At 30.2% G+C, this 23081-nt stretch carries 24 protein-coding genes and 1 riboswitch; of the genes, 2 read left to right on the forward strand and 22 right to left on the reverse strand.

What is annotated here, in order from left to right:
- Position 1: 1 nt before the first annotated feature.
- From FYJ83_RS04250 to FYJ83_RS04355, 22 genes are all read right to left on the reverse strand, one after another.
- Positions 2-655 (reverse strand): precorrin-2 C(20)-methyltransferase, encoded by a 654-nt coding sequence (locus tag FYJ83_RS04250; protein ID WP_154439102.1) that lies wholly within the window; start codon positions 653-655, stop codon positions 2-4.
- Positions 655-1404 (reverse strand): sirohydrochlorin cobaltochelatase, encoded by a 750-nt coding sequence (locus FYJ83_RS04255; protein ID WP_154439103.1) that lies wholly within the window; start codon positions 1402-1404, stop codon positions 655-657. The genes FYJ83_RS04250 and FYJ83_RS04255 overlap by 1 nt, the downstream gene beginning before the upstream one ends.
- A complete protein-coding gene (locus tag FYJ83_RS04260; RefSeq protein WP_154439104.1) occupies positions 1401-2204 on the reverse strand; it encodes an energy-coupling factor ABC transporter ATP-binding protein in 804 nt (267 codons plus the stop codon). Before FYJ83_RS04260 ends, FYJ83_RS04255 begins: the two co-directional genes overlap by 4 nt.
- Positions 2205-2885 (reverse strand): cobalt ECF transporter T component CbiQ, encoded by a 681-nt coding sequence (cbiQ, locus tag FYJ83_RS04265; RefSeq protein ID WP_154439105.1) that lies wholly within the window; start codon positions 2883-2885, stop codon positions 2205-2207.
- A complete protein-coding gene (locus FYJ83_RS04270; RefSeq protein ID WP_326828297.1) occupies positions 2869-3168 on the reverse strand; it encodes an energy-coupling factor ABC transporter substrate-binding protein in 300 nt (99 codons plus the stop codon). Before FYJ83_RS04270 ends, cbiQ begins: the two co-directional genes overlap by 17 nt.
- Entirely contained in the window at positions 3146-3862 is a 717-nt protein-coding gene (locus FYJ83_RS04275) for an energy-coupling factor ABC transporter permease (protein WP_154439107.1), read from the reverse strand. The genes FYJ83_RS04270 and FYJ83_RS04275 overlap by 23 nt, the downstream gene beginning before the upstream one ends.
- A gap of 163 nt (positions 3863-4025) precedes the next feature.
- A riboswitch (cobalamin riboswitch) is annotated at positions 4026-4205 on the reverse strand.
- 122 nt (positions 4206-4327) lie between these two features.
- A complete protein-coding gene (locus FYJ83_RS04280) occupies positions 4328-4855 on the reverse strand; it encodes a TIGR03943 family putative permease subunit (RefSeq protein ID WP_154439108.1) in 528 nt (175 codons plus the stop codon).
- A complete protein-coding gene (locus tag FYJ83_RS04285) occupies positions 4855-5721 on the reverse strand; it encodes a metal ABC transporter permease (protein WP_154439109.1) in 867 nt (288 codons plus the stop codon). The genes FYJ83_RS04280 and FYJ83_RS04285 overlap by 1 nt, the downstream gene beginning before the upstream one ends.
- Before the next feature lies 1 nt (position 5722).
- Positions 5723-6424, reverse strand: coding sequence for a metal ABC transporter ATP-binding protein (locus FYJ83_RS04290; protein ID WP_154439110.1), 702 nt, complete (start codon positions 6422-6424; stop codon positions 5723-5725).
- Between the two features lies 1 nt (position 6425).
- Positions 6426-7409 carry a metal ABC transporter substrate-binding protein gene (locus FYJ83_RS04295; RefSeq protein WP_154439111.1) on the reverse strand — a complete coding sequence of 328 codons (984 nt, stop codon included), beginning with the start codon at positions 7407-7409 and terminating at the stop codon, positions 6426-6428.
- Between the two features lie 99 nt (positions 7410-7508).
- Positions 7509-7811 (reverse strand): hypothetical protein, encoded by a 303-nt coding sequence (locus tag FYJ83_RS04300; RefSeq protein WP_154439112.1) that lies wholly within the window; start codon positions 7809-7811, stop codon positions 7509-7511.
- Between the two features lie 16 nt (positions 7812-7827).
- Positions 7828-8238: a Fur family transcriptional regulator gene (locus tag FYJ83_RS04305; RefSeq protein WP_154439113.1), complete on the reverse strand. Its 411-nt coding sequence runs from the start codon at positions 8236-8238 to the stop codon at positions 7828-7830.
- Between the two features lie 343 nt (positions 8239-8581).
- Positions 8582-10324, reverse strand: coding sequence for a methyl-accepting chemotaxis protein (locus FYJ83_RS04310; RefSeq protein WP_154439114.1), 1743 nt, complete (start codon positions 10322-10324; stop codon positions 8582-8584).
- An 84-nt stretch (positions 10325-10408) separates the two neighbouring features.
- Positions 10409-11119, reverse strand: coding sequence for a zinc metallopeptidase (locus FYJ83_RS04315; RefSeq protein ID WP_154439115.1), 711 nt, complete (start codon positions 11117-11119; stop codon positions 10409-10411).
- A gap of 56 nt (positions 11120-11175) precedes the next feature.
- Complete coding sequence (locus tag FYJ83_RS04320; RefSeq protein ID WP_154439116.1) at positions 11176-12465, reverse strand: HAMP domain-containing sensor histidine kinase; 1290 nt, start codon at positions 12463-12465, stop codon at positions 11176-11178.
- Positions 12462-13136: a response regulator transcription factor gene (locus tag FYJ83_RS04325; RefSeq protein WP_154439117.1), complete on the reverse strand. Its 675-nt coding sequence runs from the start codon at positions 13134-13136 to the stop codon at positions 12462-12464. Before FYJ83_RS04325 ends, FYJ83_RS04320 begins: the two co-directional genes overlap by 4 nt.
- A gap of 160 nt (positions 13137-13296) precedes the next feature.
- Positions 13297-14244, reverse strand: coding sequence for an adenosylcobinamide-phosphate synthase CbiB (gene cbiB / locus FYJ83_RS04330; protein ID WP_154439118.1), 948 nt, complete (start codon positions 14242-14244; stop codon positions 13297-13299).
- A 12-nt stretch (positions 14245-14256) separates the two neighbouring features.
- Positions 14257-15111, reverse strand: coding sequence for a cobyric acid synthase (locus FYJ83_RS04335; RefSeq protein ID WP_154439119.1), 855 nt, complete (start codon positions 15109-15111; stop codon positions 14257-14259).
- A gap of 10 nt (positions 15112-15121) precedes the next feature.
- Positions 15122-15874, reverse strand: a complete 753-nt coding sequence (locus FYJ83_RS04340; RefSeq protein ID WP_195837914.1) for a sugar phosphate isomerase/epimerase family protein — start codon at positions 15872-15874, stop codon at positions 15122-15124.
- A gap of 16 nt (positions 15875-15890) precedes the next feature.
- Positions 15891-18470 (reverse strand): bifunctional lysylphosphatidylglycerol flippase/synthetase MprF, encoded by a 2580-nt coding sequence (mprF, locus tag FYJ83_RS04345; protein ID WP_195837915.1) that lies wholly within the window; start codon positions 18468-18470, stop codon positions 15891-15893.
- A 217-nt stretch (positions 18471-18687) separates the two neighbouring features.
- Positions 18688-19296: a superoxide dismutase gene (locus FYJ83_RS04350; protein ID WP_154439122.1), complete on the reverse strand. Its 609-nt coding sequence runs from the start codon at positions 19294-19296 to the stop codon at positions 18688-18690.
- Between the two features lie 204 nt (positions 19297-19500).
- Positions 19501-20541 (reverse strand): zinc-binding dehydrogenase, encoded by a 1041-nt coding sequence (locus FYJ83_RS04355; RefSeq protein WP_154439123.1) that lies wholly within the window; start codon positions 20539-20541, stop codon positions 19501-19503.
- A gap of 288 nt (positions 20542-20829) precedes the next feature.
- Between FYJ83_RS04355 and FYJ83_RS04360 the strand changes: the two genes are divergently transcribed.
- Together FYJ83_RS04360 and FYJ83_RS04365 are read left to right on the forward strand one after the other, a co-directional pair.
- Positions 20830-21828: a sigma-54 interaction domain-containing protein gene (locus FYJ83_RS04360; RefSeq protein ID WP_154439124.1), complete on the forward strand. Its 999-nt coding sequence runs from the start codon at positions 20830-20832 to the stop codon at positions 21826-21828.
- A 166-nt stretch (positions 21829-21994) separates the two neighbouring features.
- On the forward strand, positions 21995-22936 hold the full coding sequence (locus FYJ83_RS04365) for an AAA family ATPase (protein WP_154439125.1): 942 nt from the start codon (positions 21995-21997) through the stop codon (positions 22934-22936).
- Positions 22937-23081 lie beyond the last annotated feature (145 nt).

The following is a 23081-nucleotide window of genomic DNA, read 5'->3' on the forward strand; positions in this document are numbered from 1 at the left end:
CCTAATTCCTTCTGCCTATTATCAATGATATATAGTCTTTATCCTTCAATATTTCTTCTTTATCTATTATGATTTCTTGTTCTTTCAAGGTTGCTCTTTTAATGTATTTATAACTAAAGTCCTGCTCCTCTAAACCATTTAATATGCTTTCCTTATCTTTTAAGGTCTTCAATATGGCTATGGAGTCTACCTTTTCCAATAGAGACTTATCTAACTCATCACATAGTAAAAAATTTTCTCCCTTTACAGTTATAGGAGTTTTGCTTTCACCAGCTGCTGCTACAAAAGATGGAATTCCTGATATTATTTCTACATCAATATCCTTTCCTTCTAATTCATCCATAATATATATAAATGTACTATATATCATAGGGTCTCCTATTGTAAGAAATGAACCTATTTCATCTTCTGGTATCTCTTTCAATATAATTTCTGCTGCCTTTTTATAATCCTCTGTTTGAACTTGTCCCATGGGAAAATCTATAAATACTACTCTTTTATCTCCAATAAAATCTTTTACAGTATCTATAGCCATATTTTTCCCTTTATTATTTGGAGCAAATATAACTGATGATTTTTCTATTGTTTTAACAGCTTTAAGGGTCAGTAATTCTTTATCTCCTGGACCAGTTCCAATTCCATATAGTTTTTTCATTATTTCTCTCCTATTATTTGCTCAAGATGTTTCAAGAATATTTCTTGAATAATTTTATATTCACCTAATCCCCTTAGACATACCTCAACTTCAAATCCTTCTTTTTCAAGTATTGATTTCCATGAATCATCTTCTTCTGAAGCCATATCATTTTGGGCATGATCTCCAGCCACTAACATAAATGGTTTTAGTTTTACCCTTTTTATATTTTTTTCTTTTAATTTCATTACTATATCTTCTATGGTTTTATTTCCTTCTACTGAACCAATAAATATATTTTTAAAACCCTCCTCATGATAAGTGTTTTCCAACACCTCATAAGCTTCATCTGCCTCATGGTCGGAACCATGTCCCATGAATACTAGGGCCTGATTACTTCCTAATTCATTGACTTTAGGATCATAGACAATCTTCATGTAATCCTTTCGTAAACTTAGTAATGGTAAACCTACCTTTAAATTTAGGCTGGTGATTTTTTCATATTCATGGCCAGGAATTATGTGTAAGGGTTGAATATATATTTCTTCTATACCTTGATTCTTCATTTCTTCCACTGCTTCTATTTCATTTAACACATGAAGATTATCTCTTTGCCTTAATCTATGAACAACTATCCTGGAAGTAAAAGCCCTTAATACCAAGTAATCCTTATATTTTTCTTTTACTAGATTCTCTATGCTCTCAATACATAATTCCCTCGTATCCTCATGGGTGGTTCCAAAACTAGCTACTATTATTCCTTTTTTCATAAAATCCCCTTTCCTTTATATAAATTAAATTCTTCTTCATTTTTAAATAATGGTAAATCAAATTTTTGATGAATTCTTACAAGCCATGGTTTAACCAATCTTGCTTCTTCAATTAACTTATCTTCCGTAAAAATCAGTTCTTTCTCTCCTTGTCCAATGATATTACCCTTACTGAGTATATAAATATAATCGCAAATATCATAGATTAAATCCATATCGTGGCTGGAGATTATAATTGTTTTATCTTTACTTATTTCATTTATTATTTCCTTCATCTGCTTAGTCATATATGGATCAAGTCCAGAGGTAGGTTCGTCTAATAGCAATACTTTAGAGTCCATAACTAAAACTCCTGCAATGGCAATTCTTTTCTTTTGCCCATAACTTAAAAAATGTACAGGTTTATTTACTAAATCAAGTCCACCAACCTTTTCCAATGCTTTAAATACTTTTTCCTTGATTATATCTTCAGCAACATCAAGGTTTCTTAAAGAAAAAGCTATATCATCAAATACATTAGAATAAAATAGCTGTTGGTCAGGATTTTGAAATACAATATTAACCTGCTTTCTATATTCCCTTAAATATTTTTTATCATATTTTAGGGATGTATCATTATATATTACCTCACCTTTACTTGGTCTTAATATTCCCATAATATTTAAAAATAAGGTGGATTTTCCTGAACCATTGGCCCCAATAATTCCTATTACTTTTCCCTTATATGTATCTATGTTTATATTGTTTAATGCATTTGTACCATCTTCATATTTATAGTATAAATTATTTATCTTTAACATTTAATCACCTAGTTTAAATTCCCCATCATATAATTTACATTCAAGGGATATATTCATTTCATTATGTTTTATAAATATTCTAAGGAAAAGATTTCTAATAAGTAATGATATAGATTTTAATGAATTTCTCTTATTTTCATATCCAAACTTCATGGTTTGTGCCATATGAATATTATTTGCTTCTTCTATAAATATAAATATACTTCTATAAATAAGTACCATCAATTCTATAAATAGACTAGGTACTTTTAATTTTTTTAAAACTTTAATAATATCTATTATTGGAGTAGTTAATATCAGAAAATATACTGATGTTAGAGATGATAACACTGTGGTAAATAATTTAGCTCCAGTATTGAAGGATTCATAAGTTATACCTATATAACTGTTTATAAGCTTAAAACAATAAATATAATTTACATCATTAACTGAAATTACTATTGCTACTATACTGACTAATAAAAATGATAATGGGATAAGTAACATTTTAAAATAGGCTTTACAAGGAATTTTAGCTATTCCAACTATTAATACAGACATAAGTATAATAATCAATAAATCAAAATAATAATTGTTGATTATTCTTGATATAATTATAGTACCACAGGCAAGAAGTATCTTTGCCTGTGGTGAGTAACATCTTATTTTGTTTGTATAAGCATATTTATCTATTAGCAACAATTTTTCGTCTTTCCTTTAGTACTCCAAATGTATAGCCTATAATTCCAGCACCTATTGCTACCTGTAATGAAAACAATAAACTTTCAATTTCCCCACTTGGTGGTTCCCATAATGGCTCAAACCATGGTTCATACTCTGGATTTATTTCTTGAATCAGTCCCTCTGCTTGTCCATCTGCTCCTTCAAATTCTGAGTCTCTTTTTATGATCAATGGAGTGATTATTATTATAACTGCTAAAAGTAAAAGGATAATATTTTTTTTATATAGACTCTTCAAGTTCAATCACTCCTTCTTTTTTATATTCTGCAATAAGATTAAATACCATTAAAGTTATAATTCCTTCAACTATTGCCAATGGCAATTGAGTAACTGCAAATATTGATATGAATTTTGTTAAAGATGTAAAAAATCCTCCTGCTGCATCTGGAAATGCAATAGAAAGTTGAATAGATGTAATAATATAAGTTGCTAAATCTCCTAAAGCTGCTGCTAAAAATACTGCTAATCCCCTGTTCTTATTTTTCAAAGACTTATAAATCCAAAATGATACTAAAGGCCCCACTACAGCCATGGAAAATACATTGGCTCCCAATGTTGTAATTCCACCATGAGCTAATAATAGAGATTGGAACAATAGTACAATGGTTCCTATTACTGTCATAGTCGTTGGTCCAAACATTATTGCTCCCAAGCCTACTCCTGTTGGATGAGAACAAGACCCTGTAACAGACGGAATTTTAAGTGCAGATAAAACAAAAGCAAATCCACCTACTAAACCTAAAAACATTTTTTGCTCTGGCTTTAAACCTTTACTTAGTTTCTTAAATCCTGCAATTAAAAATGGTAAAGATAGCACTGCCCATACAATAGCCCATTTCAATGGTAAAAACCCCTCCATAATGTGCATTGCATGACCTAGTTGTGGAGTTACAAGTAAAAGCAACAATACACTCCACATCATTAATCTTTTTTTCATAAAATCACCTCTCATTTATTTTTAAAGGAGTACTCTCCTTTATAACTAAATTAGGTGACCATAAAGGAAATAAAAAGTCCCTAACCAAAATAGATTAGGGATGGAAATTATACTAGACTTAATTGTAAATAGTATAAAGTTAAGATTTTCCTTCCCTCCGAAGGTCACTTCAATACTACTAGGCAGGTCTCCTGACTTGTGATTTATCTTACTTTCAGTACCTTCCCAGATTTCTCCAGTGGTATAAACTGATTTCATCATCACTTACAGTAGCGGGGGCTGTATAAGACTTTCACTTATTTCCCTATTAATCATTTATAGAACCTAATGTATTATATTTAATTTTCACTTTAATGCTATCATAAAACAATATTTAATACAAGATATTTTTATATCCTAAAATATGACCTTTTTTATCAATTTAATTGTTTCAGAATACTAGCTTATTAAATAAACCTAAGTTATCTATTGATACACATATTCTTCCCCTCGAGTATCAAGAACAGTTAAGGATGATAAGTTCAGACGTAAATACACTTCTCCTTCCTCCTCATATTCTTCTAATACTCCTATAGCTTCTACCCAATCATTTTCATCAGGATATTCACCAGACCAAACTACTTCAAAACCTGCATTATCATCATATCCACAACACCCTGGTCCATAACGAATAACAAAATTATAGTTTGTATCATTTACATCATAATAAATTGAAGTAAATATACCTTCATATTTAATAGTTTTTCCTAAATAATCTTCAGAATTTATATAAATATCATTGGTTTGGGCAATGAACATTTTTTCCTTTATTTCGATTATATCCATATCAGAAGGGGGAATATCTATGGTACTATGCTGGATTCCATCATTTTGTGAGTCCGTCTCTTGTATAATAGTTGAAATATCATCAGAAGAATTATCCTCTTGGATTTGCTCCTTACATCCAGTCAATAATATAAGGCAAACAAATATCATTATAAGGTATTTTTTCATTACTTAATCCCTCTTTTCTCTATTCCATTTATAGACTTAACTCCATTTACCTTCATTCTAACTAAGTTTCCAAACCAAAATAATACAAAGGCTCCAATATTAACTATAACTACACTGGCTCCAGTAGGTGTAGCATAAACATAAGAACCTACTACTCCCAAAAAGAAGCAGATTATAGATATAATAGCTGAACAAATTGTCACAGTTTTAAATTGCTTACAAAATCGCATCGATGTTAGGGCAGGAAATATAATTAAACTGGAAATAAGTAGGGCACCCATCATTCGCATACCTAATACAATTGTTATTGCTGTTAAAAATGCAATTAACATATTGTAAATGTCAGTTTTTATACCTGTAGCTTTAGCAAAATTTTCGTCAAAGGTTACTGCAAAAACTTTATTATAAAGAAGTATAAACATTCCTAAGACTAAGATGGACAGTGTCACACTTAATTTAACATCTGCATGGCTCATACTTAAAATGCTTCCAAATAAATAGTTACATACATCGGTGTTCATACCAGTAGTCATGGATATAGCTACAACACCAATGGCAAGTGAACTTGTGGAAATTATGGCAATAGCAGCATCACCCTTAATTTTACTATTTTCACTAATCCGAAGTAGCAGAAATGCAGCCATAACACATACGGGTATGGAAATTGTCAAAGGCGCTACATTCATGGCTGTGGCAATAGCCAAAGTTCCAAAGCCTACATGGGATAAGCCATCGCCAATCATTGAATAGCGTTTCAGCACCAAACTTACACCAAGCAATGCCGCACAAAGGGAAACCAACAATCCTACAATTACTGCTCTAACAAGAAATGGATATGAAAACATTTGAATTAATATATTAACCATGCTACTCACCTCCTAAAAAACCATATCCAACACTGGATTTAACATAGTCAGATGTTTTTCCGAAAAATATCTGCTGTCCTTTTAAATGTAAAATAAGGTCAGCATATTTAACAGCACTGTGAACATCATGAGAAACCATAATAATTGCAATTCCCATCTCACGATTTATTTTAAAAATCTGCTTGTATAAATCCTGAGTCACTATTGGATCAAGTCCTGCTACTGGTTCATCTAAAATCAATAACTTTTGTGTAGCACAAAGTGCCCGGGCCAACAGCACACGCTGCTGCTGACCTCCAGACAATTCTCTATAGCATTTATTGCGAAGATGTTCAATTCCTAGAAGGACAAGATTTTCTTCAGCAATAGTTTTATCCAATTTTGAATAGAAAGGACGAATTCCCATCTTACTTAATCTTCCAGACAAAATAACTTCATAGACACTGGCAGGAAAATCCTTTTGAACAATGGTTTGTTGAGGTAAATAACCAATTTCATTGGATTTAAGTCCTTCATCCATTAGAATACTTCCCCTTTGAGGAACCTTTAAACGAAGTAAGCCTTTAATGAGCGTACTTTTACCTGATCCATTTTCTCCTACAATACACAAATAATCTCCACTATTAACCGAAAAATTCAAATCACTGATTACAGTATGCCCCTCATAAGCAAAGGAGGCATCCTTACAAATAAGAAGTGACATATTATTTAACAGCCTCCTTTATTGCCTCAAGATTAGCTGTCATCAAGTCCAAATAACTTATGCCCTTTTCAAAATCGCTTTTAGCAATATTATGGCAAGCATGAAGCAATAGCTTTTTCGCACCTGTAGCTTCACAAATTGTATCTGCCATTTTTTCGTTGGAAAGTTCAATATGGAATACTACAGGAATATTCTCAGTCTTTATTTTGTCAATTAAAAATGCTACAGTGGCAGCACTGGGTTCAGTTTCTGTAGAACAACCAGGAAATGCGGCAAAATAGTCAAGTCCATATTCATCAGCAAAATATCTAAATGGGAATCTGTCACCAAAAACTATGGTTTTTCTAGCTCCTTCATCTACAATATTTTTAAAATCTATATTTAATTCATCTAGTTTTGCCACATAAGACTCTGTATTCTGTCTGTATATAGAAGAATTATCCTTATCTATATCACATAATACTTCAGAAATAGCTTGAACGATAATTTTAGCATTCCTAGGAGATGTCCACACATGCTCATCATATTCTGATTCCTCATGGTGTTCATCATCGTGTTCATGATCATCATCATGATCGTGGTCGTGTCCATGATCATCTTCCATTCCTTCTACTATTTCTTCCTCTACTACATCTACCATATCCATAAGTGATACGATCTTCATTTTGCTTGTATCCATAGATTCTAAAATTCCTTTAATCCAAGAATCAGAATCTCCTCCTACATAGATGAACACATCACAATCTTGTATTGTAGTAATATCTTTAGGAGTAGGTTCAAAGGAGTGACTTTCAGAACCTGGAGGAAGAAGCATGGTCAATTCAACATTCTCTCCTGCAATTTCCCTAACAAAATCATATTGAGGAAAAATAGTGGCAACAACACTTATTTTCTCACTAGCAATGGTATTTTCATTTTTACTACATCCAGTTAAGATGGATATAAAAATAAAAAACATCAATATTATTGAAATAAATCGTTTCATAAAAATATAACCTCCATTTATTCTTGTTTTGGGCATAAAAAAACAAGGGACACTAAATCCTTACTAAAAAAGGACATATTACTCCCTTAGAGGTATATTTTAATTATTCATTCTAACTTTCAAAATTATTGGTGTCATATTTACATAGGACTTGTTTCGACTAATGAATACAAAAGAAGTTAAGGATTTAAAGAACCCAGCCATTATAATAATGCCAACTATGCTAAGTTGCTTGAGAAGGTTCTCTAAAGTATGAATTTGTGCACAGACATAGCAATGCTCACCAATACAATCATGAGCAGCATGGGTGATAATAAACAATTCAGAAAGAATGAAAGTCATAGCTATACAAATAATAAGTAAAACTATCAGCTTTTTTGTATTAGAATGTTTTATATTCATTGTGCTTTCTCCTTTCCTATGGTCTACATTCTTCACAATACCCATATAGAATCGTTCTGTCCCTATCAAGATTAAATCCATGTTTTTCCTGCATATGTATTGTAAGCTCGTTGATATGATTACAATTCAAACGAACTCCCTGTCCGCACCCAACACATATAAGGTGATAATAATCCGAATTATCATAAGACTTTTCTAAATATTGATAATGGGAACGCATATCTTCTGGCTCTATAAATTTCAGAACAATACCATCCTTAACCAACTTATCCAGATTCCTATAAATAGTGGTTTGTCCTACAGATTCTCCTTTATTATTCAGATAATCTGCTATCATTTCCACTGTTACATGACGATCTTTATTCTCTTGAAGGTAAGATATAATCAATTTCTTCTGTTTCGTATTATAACTTTTTCTAACTTTCATGTATTTTCGTCTCCTTTAATAAAATAGTAATTTGGAAACGATTTTCATATTCATAATTTTATTGAATATTAAAAGCGTTGTCAAGCAAAATCTTGTTAAGATTATTCCAAAGGTCCTATTATTTATATTATATAAAAACTTTTTCAATATTAATATCAAAATCCAATAAAAAAATTCTAATAGTTAATATCATATGACCTTATTGCCAAAATAATGCCTCTATCATTTTGCATCTAAATATTATATTTTAAGCTAGTTCAATTAACTAATTGACCTACAAAAAAATCCCTAATCAAAATGGATTAGGGATAAAAATCAAGAAATCAAAACCAAAGTGAAAGATTTATCTTAGCTTGAGTTTACTCAATCTTTCATTTAATTCATAGGTTTCATTCTCCATATGAGATACTATCTGTAATATATCTTTAATGGTATTTGTTTCACTATCTATGCTAGATGCAATTTCTTCTACTGATGCAGTATTTTCTTCTGAAATAGCTTCTAGGTTTTCCATTCCTTCCGATATTATTGCAGTACTTGAAGTTATTTCTTCTGTAGAATCAGATACCTCCTCTACCATAGATGATACCTTCTGTATAGACTCTGTAATACTTTCAAAGCGATTTATTACATCATCTACTTGTATATGACTTGCTGCTGCTTTTTGAGATACTTCCTTCATGGATTTTGAGGCATTTAAAATCCCTTTCCGTATGTCTTCTAAAAGATTAGATATTTCACCTGCCGATTTTGATGATTCCTCTGCTAAGGTTCTTACTTCTTCTGCTACTACTGTAAATCCTGCTCCATGTTCCTTTGCTCTGGCAGCTTCTATTGAAGCATTTAATGCTAAAAGATTTGTCTGTTTAGCTATGCCTGTAATAGTATCTACTATGCTATTTATTTGATTTGAATGTTCATCTAACATCATCATTAATTCTGTGGTTTCATTAACAACTTTACCTACATCATTAATATGATTTTTCATTTTTTCAATTGCTTCATTTCCTTGGATTGCATTATTTCGAGTTTCTGTAGCTTCTACTGTTACTTGTTGTGAATGTCTAGCTATATCTTTAATAGCTTGATGTGTCCCTGAGATTGAATCAGTCATTTTCGACATTTCAACTGTTTGCCCTGCTATTCTTTCAGTTACATTATCAACAGTATCATCTATTTGTTCAAAGGATATACTAACCTCTTCAAATGCTTTAGAAAACTGTTGAGTATTATCCAGTAGATTTCTAGAATTTTCATCTACATTCAATAATATACTCTGTATTGTATCAAGCATTTGATTTGTGCATATTGCTAATTCCCCTATTTCGTTATTTTCCTCAATTTCCAGTCTTTTAGTAAGATCTCCACTTAGTTCTGCTATTTCTCGCATCTTAATTACTAGACTTTCTATTGATTTGCTTTGTCGCATAGTTATAAATCGAACAATCCACCATATGAAAAACAAACTTATTGCCAATATAGCTATTAGTATACCTAAGAATAGAGTCTGTAATTTTATAAAGGCTTTTGTATTTACATTTACACCTAAAACAGCTGTTACTTCATCATTCTGAGAAATAGGTATATAGACTGCTGAGTATGCTTCTTGAGTAAGGAAATCCTGATCTATTGCCACAGTATGAGTACTTCCTGTTTCATATGCCATGTTCATTTCTTCATTATCATAGGATAAATACTCTCCTATATTGTGCTTATCACTGCTAGATGTATTTGCTATATATATCCATTTGTTATTGGAATCCTTTGTAAATATATAAATACCTTCCAGTATGGATTTAGCCTTACTTGATATTTCTTCTAATGTAGTTACAATATGCTGGTAGTCTTGACTGTTTTCATCCTTACTCACTGCAAGTTCCTTTAAATCATATTGAGATAACTCCCTTGTGGCAATTCCCATCATAGCATTAAGTGAGATATTCAACATTTGATGTGCTGCTATATTCACTGTTTTATAAACGAAAAATCCAAATCCTAAAAATAAAACAATTATAAAGATCATTATATTTCTTGTCCACTGTTTACGCAAAGTTGTCTTTTTCTTATTTTTCGTTGCACGTTTCATTTATTTCCCCCTTAAATTACGTAAAATGGTACCAATTTTTTTATTAAATAAGGTTATATTATAATATTTTCTATGTTGACTATTCTATTTCTCTCTACTATTTCTATTTCTAATCAATATTAATCGCAATAGCTGTGCGATACCACTGGCCATAGCTGCCACATATGTTAGAGCCGCAGCATTTAAAACTTTTTTTGCCCCTTTAATTTCATCTCCCACAATAAATCCATTGCTGTCAAGTAGTTGTAGGGCACGACTACTTGCATTAAATTCAACTGGCAGGGTAATTATCTGAAAAGCTACAGCAGCTCCAAATATCCATATACCAATATCCATTAATCCACCAAGACTAGGAACCATAAGTCCTACGGCAATAAAAATCCAAGCCGTAGAAGATCCAAAACTAGCCAAAGGAAATATCATATTCCTCAAGGATAAGGGAATATATCCATTAGCATGCTGAATAGCATGACCTACTTCATGTGCAGCAACACTAACAGAAGCAATAGAATTACCTTGATAGACTTCAGAGGATAATCTAAGTATACCATTTCCTGGGTCATAGTGGTCGCTTAAATGTCCCTTTGAAATTTCTATTGGTATATTGTGTAATCCATGCTGGTCCAGAAGAGTTCTTGCTACTTGAACCCCTGTGTATGACTTCTGTGTTGATTTTCTTAAATATTTAGCAAAATTTGTTTTTACCTTGCTTTGAGCATAGATTGTTAAAATAATTGCTGGAAGCAAAATAATCATTGTAGGATCAAATCCATAAAATCCTCTTGAATATAACATATAATCACTCCTTAATTTTATTATGATTTCGTGTTGGTTATTTATATTAATAAATTTTAATATATTAACTCAACTGTAAAAACAGAGCCTATATTGGGAATACTATGAACATGAATATTTCCTCCATATAAATCTATAATCTTCTTTACTAAAGGTAATCCCAATCCATTACCTTCAGCAGAATGGGATCTATCCCCTTGATAGAATCTTTCAAAAATACGCTGTAATACTTCTTCACTCATACCAACACCATTATCTTTAATTTCTACTCTTATCATTGAATCTATTTCCTCAAGTTTTATACTAATAACACTATTATCTCTTGAAAATTTTATTGCATTTCCCAAAAGATTGATCCAGACCTGCTGAAATAATCCTTCATCTCCTGCATATTTAACCTTATGAAGTTCAATATCAAACTCAATATTTTTTTTACTCCATTCATATTCCAAAAGTAAAATACTTTTTCTTATTTGCTCATCTAAGGAAAATTCTGTTTTCCTCTCTACTATCTCTTGGCTTTCTAGTTTTGAAAGTTTTAAAATATTGGAGGAAAGCTTAGACAACCTTACGGTTTCTTCTGCAATTATATCTGTATATTCTTCTCTTTCAATTTCCGTTAATTTTCCTTTCTGCAATAATCTAGCAAATCCTTGAATAGATGCAATTGGAGTTTTAAATTCATGTGATACATTTGTTATAAAATCCTTACGAAGATATTCTATGTTTTTTAGTTCTTTAGTCATTTTATTGAAGTTATGGGTCAGTTGTCCTATTTCATCTTGTCTTTCAACTTCAACAGATACATCAAAATTTCCCTTTGCTACTTCTTGCGTAGCTGATGTTAGTTCCAATATTGGTTTGACTATTCTCTTAGATAAAAGTATAATACATAGGCTCCCTATAGCAACATACACTAACATGGTAAACCATACTCTAGATACTACTATTTTAAAGATTGTATTTTTAGGGTATAGGCTAATTTGTATAAATGAATCATCTAAAAATAATACTACTACAGGACTGTTTCGCTTACTTTCATATGAGAAAACAGGCTCATGATTATAAATTTTTTCTAACTCTTTTTCTGTGAACTTAAATAAATCAATATTTTCAATTTTACTTACATGAGATGTGGAAGTAGATGTAATATCTGCAATTTCTTCTATACTTAAATCTGTCTTTTCATATAACTGTAATATAGAGTTTGCTATTTTAAATTGATTTAATTTAATTTCATCTTCAATATTCTCAGTAAATATAGTTGATATAATAAAGGATAGAAAAGAAGAACTATAAATTATAATAATAAAAAATAAAGCTAATTTTACAGCAATCTTTTTCATGCTTTTATCTCTGCCTTATATCCTAATCCTCTAACTGTAATAATCTCAAATTCCTCAAATTCAGAAAACTTATCCCTTAAACGCTTAATATGGACATCTACTGTACGTTCTTCAGCTTCTGAATCCATCCCCCATATTTCATCCATAAGCTGTTGTCTTGTGAAAATTTGCTTGGGATAACTTAACAGCTTAAATAATAAATAAAATTCCTTCTTGGGAAGATTTATAGAGATGTCTTTTTTATTCACATCTAAAGTATTATAATCCAAAACTAATTCACCAATTGTTAGACGATTTTCATTAACAATACGAGAACGACGCAGTAATGCTGCTACTCTTAATACCATCTCATCTATATCTATGGGTTTTACCATATAGTCGTCTGTTCCTACAATAAATCCCTTTTTCTTATCATCAAGGGTTTCTTTAGCAGTTACCATTAGAATCGGTAGGTTATAGTTGGATTTTCTAAGTAGGTCAGTTAACTGATAACCATCCATGTTTGGCATCATAATATCACTGATAATTAAATCTATATGTACCATATCTAATATTTCTAATGCTTGGATACCATCATTAGCCATTAAAACATTATATCCTTGCTGCTTTAATACAGCTCCAATTAATTTTTGCAGATTCTTATCATCTTCAGCTACTAGAATATTAATCATATATATCCCTCTTAACAATATTATTTTAAAAATAAATCAATAGTACTAACGAAATCCTTATATAATTATAAAAAACTAATATGAACTGAATATTAATTTTTATAAAAATTAGTTATAAAAATAACTCTTAATTTAAAAGAGTTATTTTTATAGTTAAATATTATTTTATATTAATTATTATTAATTCAATTATAATACAAGTAGTCAAAAATAATATCTCACTTAAATACATAATATCTATTGTATTTCTTACATCTTTTTTTTCAATAGGTCTTATATTATCTCCAATAGTTGGTTTTTCAACTAGTCTTCCATGATAATAATTATTTCCACCTAGCTGAACCCCTAAAAGTCCTGAAACAGCTCCCTCTGGATATGCACAGTTGGGGCTTTTATGATTTTTTCTATCTCTTATCATTATTCTAAAACCATCTTTCATATTAAACTTTCCTATGGAACCTAAACACATAAAAATTCCAGTAAGTCTTGCAGGAATATAATTAAATATATCATCTATCTTCGCAGGGAAATATCCTAAATCTATATATTTATCATTCATATATCCTAACATAGAATCCATAGTATTTATAAACTTATACGCTAGTCCACCGGGTGCTCCTAATAAAATTATATACATTAAAGGAGCTATAACTCCATCGGAAGTATTTTCTGCCACAGTCTCTACAGTTGCTTTTATGACTTCTTCTTCTGAAAGATTTTTAGTCTCTCTTCCAACAATATAAGAAAGTCTCTCTCTCCCCTGTTCTATACCACTGTCTAAAGCTTCAGATACTTTAGTTGCCTCGTAGTCTAAACATTTTGCAGCTATACAAGTATAAATTAGGTATGTATCTACTAGGATATAAATAAGTCTATATTGTTTTATAAGTTTTAATAGTAAATACGGAACTGTAAATCCAAGTAGGATATTAATTATAACAATAATAAGTCCTGCAAGTTTAAGTCCATTTTTAGATTTAATAATTCTTCTTACTAATTTCTCTTCAAAAGAGATTATCCTCCCCATCAGTTTTACTGGATGAGGGAAATTATAAGGATCTCCTAACTTAAAGTCCAATAAAATTCCTAAAATTACACTCATTGACATATTAAATTCTCCTTAATTATTTACTAAATCCAGCCCCATTATTTTATAAATATAATCCATATCCATATTCTGGCGAAGTAGTAAGGCTAATTTATTTAATTCCCTCTCCATTTCTTCTTCTGTCTGTGGATTTATATTACATTCCTTATCATAGTCAATTAAACTATCTTCATCTACTAACTCTAAATGTGCAAAAGGTATAGTTCCCACAACTGGTATATTTAATATTTCTTCAATCATTTTAATTCCTGGATCTAAAAGGGTTTTGTCTCCTCTAAACTTATTGATTATAAGTCCTTTTATTCTTTTTCTTTCATGTTCTTCTAATAACATCACTGTGCCATAAAGAGAAGCAAATACTCCTCCTCTATCTATATCTGCTACTAACAGTACTGGAGCATCTGCCATTTCAGCCATACCCATATTTACTATATCATTTTGTTTTAAATTTATTTCAGCAGGGCTTCCTGCACCTTCTATAACTACAATATCATTTTTACTTTCTATTTCTTTATATATATCTAGTATCATTGGTCTAAGAGTATTTTTATACTTAAAATACTCTACTGCTTCCATATCCTCTGTATCTTCACCTTTTATAACTACCATAGACCCTTTATCTGATTTCGGTATAAGTAAAATTGGATTCATATTGGGATGAGGGCTAAGTCCTGCTGCCATAGCCTGTAAAGTTTGTGCTGTACTTATTTTATATCCCTCTTTAGTAGTATAATATTTCGATGACATATTTTGAGATTTAAAAGGATAAACCTTGTATCCATCTTCTTTAAATATTTTGCATAATCCTGTACACATTAAACTTTTACCTGCGGAAGATGTTGTACCTTGTATCATAATATTTGTCATATTTTTCCTCCTATCGATATTTTTTTATTTCTTCTTCTAGACTATCTACGTTATACTCTAATGATAATACTGGATTTATATTATATTTATCCAATAGATAGTATAACTCTTTTATTTCCCCTAGAGTTGGAGCTTGGTGATTATCGTATAGACCATCATTAGAATGGATATGAATATAGAAAATATAATCTTTAAGCTCCTTAATCCATTCTTCCAATGTAACCTTCCCTAAATTAGCGTGTCCTATATCTAGATTGATTTTAACATTAGGCAAGTTTATAGTTTCTATTAGCTCTTTTAACATACTAGGAGTTTCCTCAAATATATTCTCTAAAAGTATTATTCCTTTATAATCTGGTACTTCCTTTAGAATTGCTTCCCAAAATTCCCTACTTTGAATATTATTTAATTTCCTTATGGATGGCTGATTTAAATATGGATTTATTTGACTATGAAATATTAAATAATCTATATTTAACTCTTTAGCCGCATTTATAGTATATAAATATCTATTATAACTTACTTCTCTAATTAATTTATCTGGACTTGAAGGTTTTAAATCCAAAAAAGGTCCATGTAAGGCTTTAATGTTTTTAAACTCTTTCAACTTAGCCTTATATCTGTGAATTATCATATTGATTTCATTTAATGATAAATTAGGCTCTGTAAAATCTTGTATTTCAATACCTATATTGAGTTTTTCAATCTCTTCCATATTTAAACTATCTATGGTACTTATGGTTTTTAATATTTTCCTTTTCATATACTCACTCATCCCTTTAAGATTTATTCTTCTTTGAATGAATCAACCAAGTTACTTCTATCAAAGAAGATGGTAACAATATCAAATCCTCATAAACTAAATATTTCCCTTCCCATCTTGGATCAAATTTATTTTTATATTTTCTTAGACCATCAAAACTATAAAAATGTTTACCATACTTAAATACCAAGTGTGCAATTCTCTCTTGTATATGGGCATTCTGGGCTATACCTACATTTGAAAGTGGAGCCATTCCTAAATTGAATATCTTATAGTTATCATCTTTAAATGTCAAAATCAAATTTAATATAAGAAAAGTCATAGTGTTATTAGGTACTTCCTTTCTAAAACGCATTAAGTCAATTGAAACGGTTTTATCATCATAACTAGGACTTAAGGAAGCAAACGCTATTATTTCTCCTGTTTCTCTATTCTTTATAACCCCAATCTTAGATTTATCTAAATATTCTTTATTAAACCATCCAAGTGAAAAACCCATTTCCTCTCTATGGGCTAACCATTCATCAGAAACTTTTTTTAAATCTAAAAACAGATTTTCATCTATGGAGTTCTCATAATATGTCTCAAAAGTAAAACCATCTTTTTCAAATCGTCTAAGTATATTTCTAAAGTCTCTACTTTTGGAACTATTTATGTCAAAATTATCAAGCTCTACTAGTCCTGTCTCACCTAGTTTAAAGAAATAATATCCATGATCATGATAAAAAGGCAATAATCTTTCACTTGTTTGATAAAAAACTGATTTATATCCATATTCATCTATGAAGTCCTGAAACTCTGTTAAAGCTTCACCAAAGTACTTTGCATCTCCAATGGGATCTCCTAAAACTACAGCAAGACCATGACTTATCTCATATTGAATTAAAACCTTATTATCTTTAGACCAAAATAAATGTTTATCCTTTAAGAATATAAGGTGAGTTAAAAAGTTTCCATCATATTCCTGTAAAAATTTATTTACCCTCTCTTCATCAACGCCTTCATACCTATCATTATTCGTTATCCTTTCCTTTGTCAATTCATAATAGATAACAAAAATAATGAGAAGACCATAAGCAATAACTCCACTAGGTATAGGCCAAGAGATTCCTTTTGTAATTAAAGACTTAAAATACTCAATTCTTATGAAATCCCTCAGTATTATATGGGACATCTTTACATAGGCTAGGAGCCCGATAAATGATAATATCAAAGTCATAATAGCTTTAAACCAATCAATTGGCAAACTCCTTCTATAGAAACTATGCTTGGACATTTTTAATATTATTAGAACTAGTATTAGAAAAGTCGCTTCCTCATAGGCAAATCCCTTAATCATTGCAAATATAGCACCAAAAAACAATAGCCACATAGTAATTTTATAACTACGCTTTACCTTCATTCTTATTTCTCTAGAGATAACTATCAGTAATATTCCTATACATATTGTTAGTTGTCTTGATAGCTGTAAGATTGGAAAGGATAAAAGCCTTGAAGCGATTTTAATTCGTTCAATTGCCCCTGGAGCTAATGCAGATAATAATAATGTTACTCCCGATGCTAATATTAATATTGATAATAATAGATTTGTAATACTAGATGTTTTATTGATAAAATCTGTTACCTTTGAAAAATCTATAAATTTATTTAATTCATCCTCACTTTGAGATTGTATTATTAAAGTAAGATTTATTCCTATTAGCAACGGCATTATATAGTAAAAGACTCTATATAATATTAATATGGCTAAGACATTTTCAGTTCCTACACCATAATATTGAAAACCAAGTAGCACTACTAAATCAAATGACCCTACTCCACCAGGCAATAAACTTAAGATACCAGCTATAGAACCTAAGGTAAATATAATAAATACTATATCTAAATTTACCTCTTGACTAAACTGTCTAACAATAACAAAGAATAAAGTAAAGGCAATCATCCATTCCACAAAGGATAAGAATAGCAGCCTCACTCTCAAAATAATTCTATTATTATCTACTTCTCTTGAATTTTTCTTTAAGATATTAAATATTTTATCTATGAAAAAATAGATAACAAAGTATATCATAAAAGCAATAATGGCTATAATCATCCACCTATATTTCTCTAAAAGTGAATTTATATATTGATACTTAAATAGTGCAATAATCATCATAAGAGAAAGACCTATACCTGTTGATGGGACTAGTAGTAAATTATAATCTATAATATCTTCCTTATTGTTAGCACTCTTTTTAAATAATAGTGATCTAATGGAAGCACCTGCTAATCCACCTAACCCAGAAATATTATTTATTGTATTAGCCACAAAAGTAATACTAAATATAGTTGTCTTTTTTATATTAAAATTTAGATATTCTATTATTGCAAAATCATATAAGCTCATTGATGATACTGCTAATACTCCCAAAATAGTAAATATAAATATAAGAGGCATAGGAAATTCCCTGATTATAGATATTGTCTTAGCAAAATCTATTGATTTTAATTCCCTTATTCCCCCAGTAATTATAACCACTGTCATAATCATTATAAATATTATTCTTGAAATCTTTGCTCCATTTTTCTTTAATAGCAACTTAAGCGTTTCCATATACTCCTCCATCTGCCATACTCATTAATTTACTATTCTCTATAACTCTATATTTATTCTAATACCTAAATAATATATTACATCGTTTTTCAAATTTTATCAATGGAGTTAAATATTGTAGATTTAGCTTAACTGATTTATTATAAATAATAAAAACCAAAACAGATTTTAAAATCTATTTTGGTTTTTTACTAACTTCTTTAAATAATATTATTTACTATTTAGCTTTATTATATATTTCTTCTATTCTATTCCAATCAACTAGATTCCACCAAGAATCTATATAGTCTGCTCTTTTATTTTTATATTTTAAATAATAAGCGTGTTCCCATACATCTATACCAAGAAGCGGTACTTTTCCTTGTGAAATTGGATTATCTTGATTTGATGTGGCAACTATTTCAAGTTTTCCATTGTGAAGTACTAACCATGCCCATCCACTACCAAATTGACCTAAAGCTGACTTTTTAAAATCCTCTTTAAATTTATCAAATCCACCTAAATCTTCATCAATTTTCTTTCCAAGTTCTCCTTCTGGATTTCCTCCACCTTCAGGTGACATTATATCCCAGAATAAAGTATGATTGTAATGCCCACCACCATTATTTCTTACAGCAGTTCTAATACTTTCTGGCAATCCATCTAGAGATTTTAAAATATCTTCTATCTCCATTTTTTGAAATCTCTCATGACCTTCTAGAGCTTTATTTAAATTATCTACATAAGCTTGGTGATGTTTTGAATGATGTGTTTCCATAGTTAATTTATCTATATGTGGTTCTAAAGCATCATATGAATATTTTAATTCTGGTAATAAAAATTTCATTTTATCTCTCCTTTTTATCTATATTAATTTGAGTATTATCATCTTATTATATATATGCCCATATTACTAAATGATAAACATTATCATTTAGTAATGTTATACTTTTTATTAAAAATACTCCTTATTGTAGTTACAGTTTTTATTATCTTAACTGACTGCTACAAAAAGGAGTAATATTATTTCATTAGAACTGAATATTTAAAATTATAGTATTACTACTGGTTTAATTAAATCCAAAGACTTAGTCTTCATCATATTTAGTGCATCTTCTATTTTTTCAAATCCATGAAAAACATGGGTTACTATTTTACTAGGGTCAATTGTCCCAGATGTTACCAACTCAATCTGTTTCTCCATTCTTTTCCTACCACCAGGTGTTATTTTCCCCATGATACTTAATTTAGTATCCCTTGGAAATTCAAGTCTAGGAATTGAAAACCTTTCTCCACTACCAAAGTGATTTACATTTCCTATATATCCTCCTGGCTTAACAACCTTTACTGCATTTGTAATTGCATCTGAATCCATACCTGACACTAGAGCTTTATCTACTCCTTCACCTTTTGTTAATTCAAGAATTTGATCAGATATTGGACCATATTTGTGATATATAATATCTGTTGCTCCATAAAATTTAGCAGCATCTATTGACTCCTTATTAGTTCCTACTACAATAATTCTTCTGGCTCCTTTTAACTTAGCACCGGCAACTGACATCAATGATATAGATGGGGTGCCTAAAACTACTACTGTATCATTATAGTCTACCTCTGCTAATTCTACGGCATGAAGTCCTGTAGATACTGTATCCGTAAGCATAATTGCAGTCTCTAGTGAAATGTCTTCTGGTAATAATGCTAAATTCATATCTACATCATTTACATGAAAATATTCTGAAAAAACTCCATCCTTTATATTCGAATATCTTCTTCCAAATATCTGTTGTTCAAAAGTATTATTTGATTCATTACTTTTCCAATCAAGTGTAATAGCTGGTACAATTACCTTATCCCCTGTTTTAAAATCTTTAACCTTTTCTCCAACCTCTACAATTTCTCCAATAGCTTCATGTCCCAAAATCAAATTTTCTCTATAATTTAATTGACTTTGATATGCAGTATAAATATCTGATACGCATGGTGCTAATGCTAGAGGTCTAAGTATTGCATCATAAGGCCCTGCAATTGGTCTTTCTTTTTCTATCCATCCTACTTTATTTGATTCAAGCATTGCAAACCCTTTCATCTCCATTCCTCCCTCTATATTAAAACATAATTTATATTGCTAACTTATAGTTGCAATTTCCTTGCCACATTTCATTACTTCATTTAAACTTAATCTATATTTTACATAATATATCTAAGTATGAAGATTATAGCCATCTATTGATTATAAAAATCAATTTTCACATTTTATTATTATTTTTTTATGAATTTTATTTATTATTATCAATAACAAATGAAATATATTTCTTGACTATGAAATTTATTTCATTTATTATGTATATAATATTCTAATAAGGAGACAAATTACATGGGTGAATACACCAATAATAAAGAAATAAATAATATTAAAAAGAATTTTTTTCTAAATACTAAAAGTCCTGCTTTTGCAGAAAGTTTAAGATACTGTGAAAAAGTTGCTAACTCCAATGCTAATGTTTTACTAATAGGAGAATCTGGTACGGGTAAAGAAGTAGCTTCTCAATATATTCATGCCTGTAGCCCAAGAGCTTCAAATAATATGGTGACTGTTAATTGCAGTGCTTTTACTGAAACTCTTTTAGAGTCTGAACTGTTTGGATATGAGCAAGGAGCTTTTACAGGTGCCTTGAAATCTAAAAAAGGTAAATTTGAGCTTGCTCATGAAGGAACTCTGTTTTTAGACGAAATTGGTGATACTAGTTTACTTACTCAAGTTAAGCTTTTAAGGGTTATAGAAACTAAGGAATTTGAAAGAATTGGCTCTAATACACCTATGTTAATAGACTTTAGACTTATTTGTGCAACTAATAATGATTTAGAAGAAAACATTTTGAATAATACTTTTAGGGAAGACTTTTTTTTTAGAATTAGCACCATAGCCATTAGAATTCCACCTCTTAGAGAACGTAAAGAAGACCTTATGGATATGGTACAATTTTTCTTAAAACAAGCTTGTGTTGAAAACAAATGTGAAATCTCTTATATTGAACCTGAGGTAAATGAGTTCTTATATAATTATGATTACCCTGGAAACATTCGTGAGCTTAAAAATACTATTGATAGACTAGTAGTATTATCAGAAAATGGCATTATAAGAAAGGATGATCTTCCAATTCTATATGCCATTGGAAAACATAAATCTGGTTTCAGTACAAATAGATTTGAATCTATAGTTCCATTAAAAGACTTTAGAAAAGATACAGAAACTAAATATTTACAGTGGGTTTTAGATGAAGTAAACGGTAATGTAGCAGAGGCTTCTCGTAGACTTGATATTAGTACCCGTCAGCTATTTAATAAAATTAATGAATATGGATTACAAAAATAATAAACCCCCTTGATTAGATATGACTCTAATCAAGGGGGTTATCTTCCTCATATTTTCTGCGTAATACAATAGTTTTAATGGTATAATTAACATAGCATATGAATTCCTCAAAACTATAAAGTTTATTAATAAATTTAATCTCTCTAAAAGAGTAATGGAGGTAAATATGGATAATAAAAAAGCATTGGATATTTTAGAAAACTTAAAAAAAATAATTATTGGTAAAGATGAAGTTCTAGAAAAGGTATTAATAGCATTATTTGCCAGAGGCCATCTTTTAATCGAAGATGTTCCTGGAGTTGGAAAGACTACTTTAGTCAAAGCACTTGCTAAAAGTATGGATTTATCATATAAAAGGGTCCAGTTTACGCCAGACCTAATGCCTTCTGATATTATAGGAATTAGTGTTTATGATAAAAATACTGGAGATTTTTCTTTCAAGAAAGGTCCAATATTTAATCAAGTGTTCCTAGCTGACGAAATCAACAGAACTTCTCCAAAAACTCAGTCTAGTTTATTGCAAGCTATGGAGGAGGGAGAAGTGTCTACAGAAGAAAATCACTATATTTTAGAGAAACCCTTTATGGTATTAGCAACTCAAAACCCACTAGAGTACCAAGGAACATTTCCTTTACCAGAAGCACAGCTAGATCGTTTTTTAATGCGTTTATCTCTGGGATACCCAGAAAAGCAATCTGAAATAGAAATACTGCAAAATTATCAATCCATAAAAAATCTTAATCTTATAGAGCCAGTTGTCTCTCAGGAAGATATATTAGAGATGCAATCTATGGTAGATGAAATAACTGTTCATAGTGACATTATAGATTATATTGTTAGTATTTCTAATACAACTAGGGTCTATGAAGATTTGCGTCTAGGAGCTAGCCCCAGAGCTTCTATTGATTTGCTGAAAGCTGCAAAATCCAAGGCGTTTCTAGCAGGTCGCGACTATGTCATTCATGATGATGTGAAAAAAATAGTGGTACCTGTATTGGGACATAGACTAATTCTTTCTCCAGAGGCTAGAATAGAACGAAAGGGTATTGATGAAGTCCTAAAGGGAGTTCTTAATCATGTATTTGTACCGGTGATAATAAATGAATAACATAAAAATTAGTCTTCCACTGATCTTCTTTATAATTATATTTGCCTTCGTATTGTTAGTTGGTGGAACCTTACCTTACTTTTTGTTTTATATACTATTGCTCACATTTATTCTTCCTTTAATTCACTGTTTAATCACCCTTAAG

Source organism: Tissierella pigra, from assembly GCF_009695605.1.
Classification (GTDB): domain Bacteria; phylum Bacillota; class Clostridia; order Tissierellales; family Tissierellaceae; genus Tissierella; species Tissierella pigra.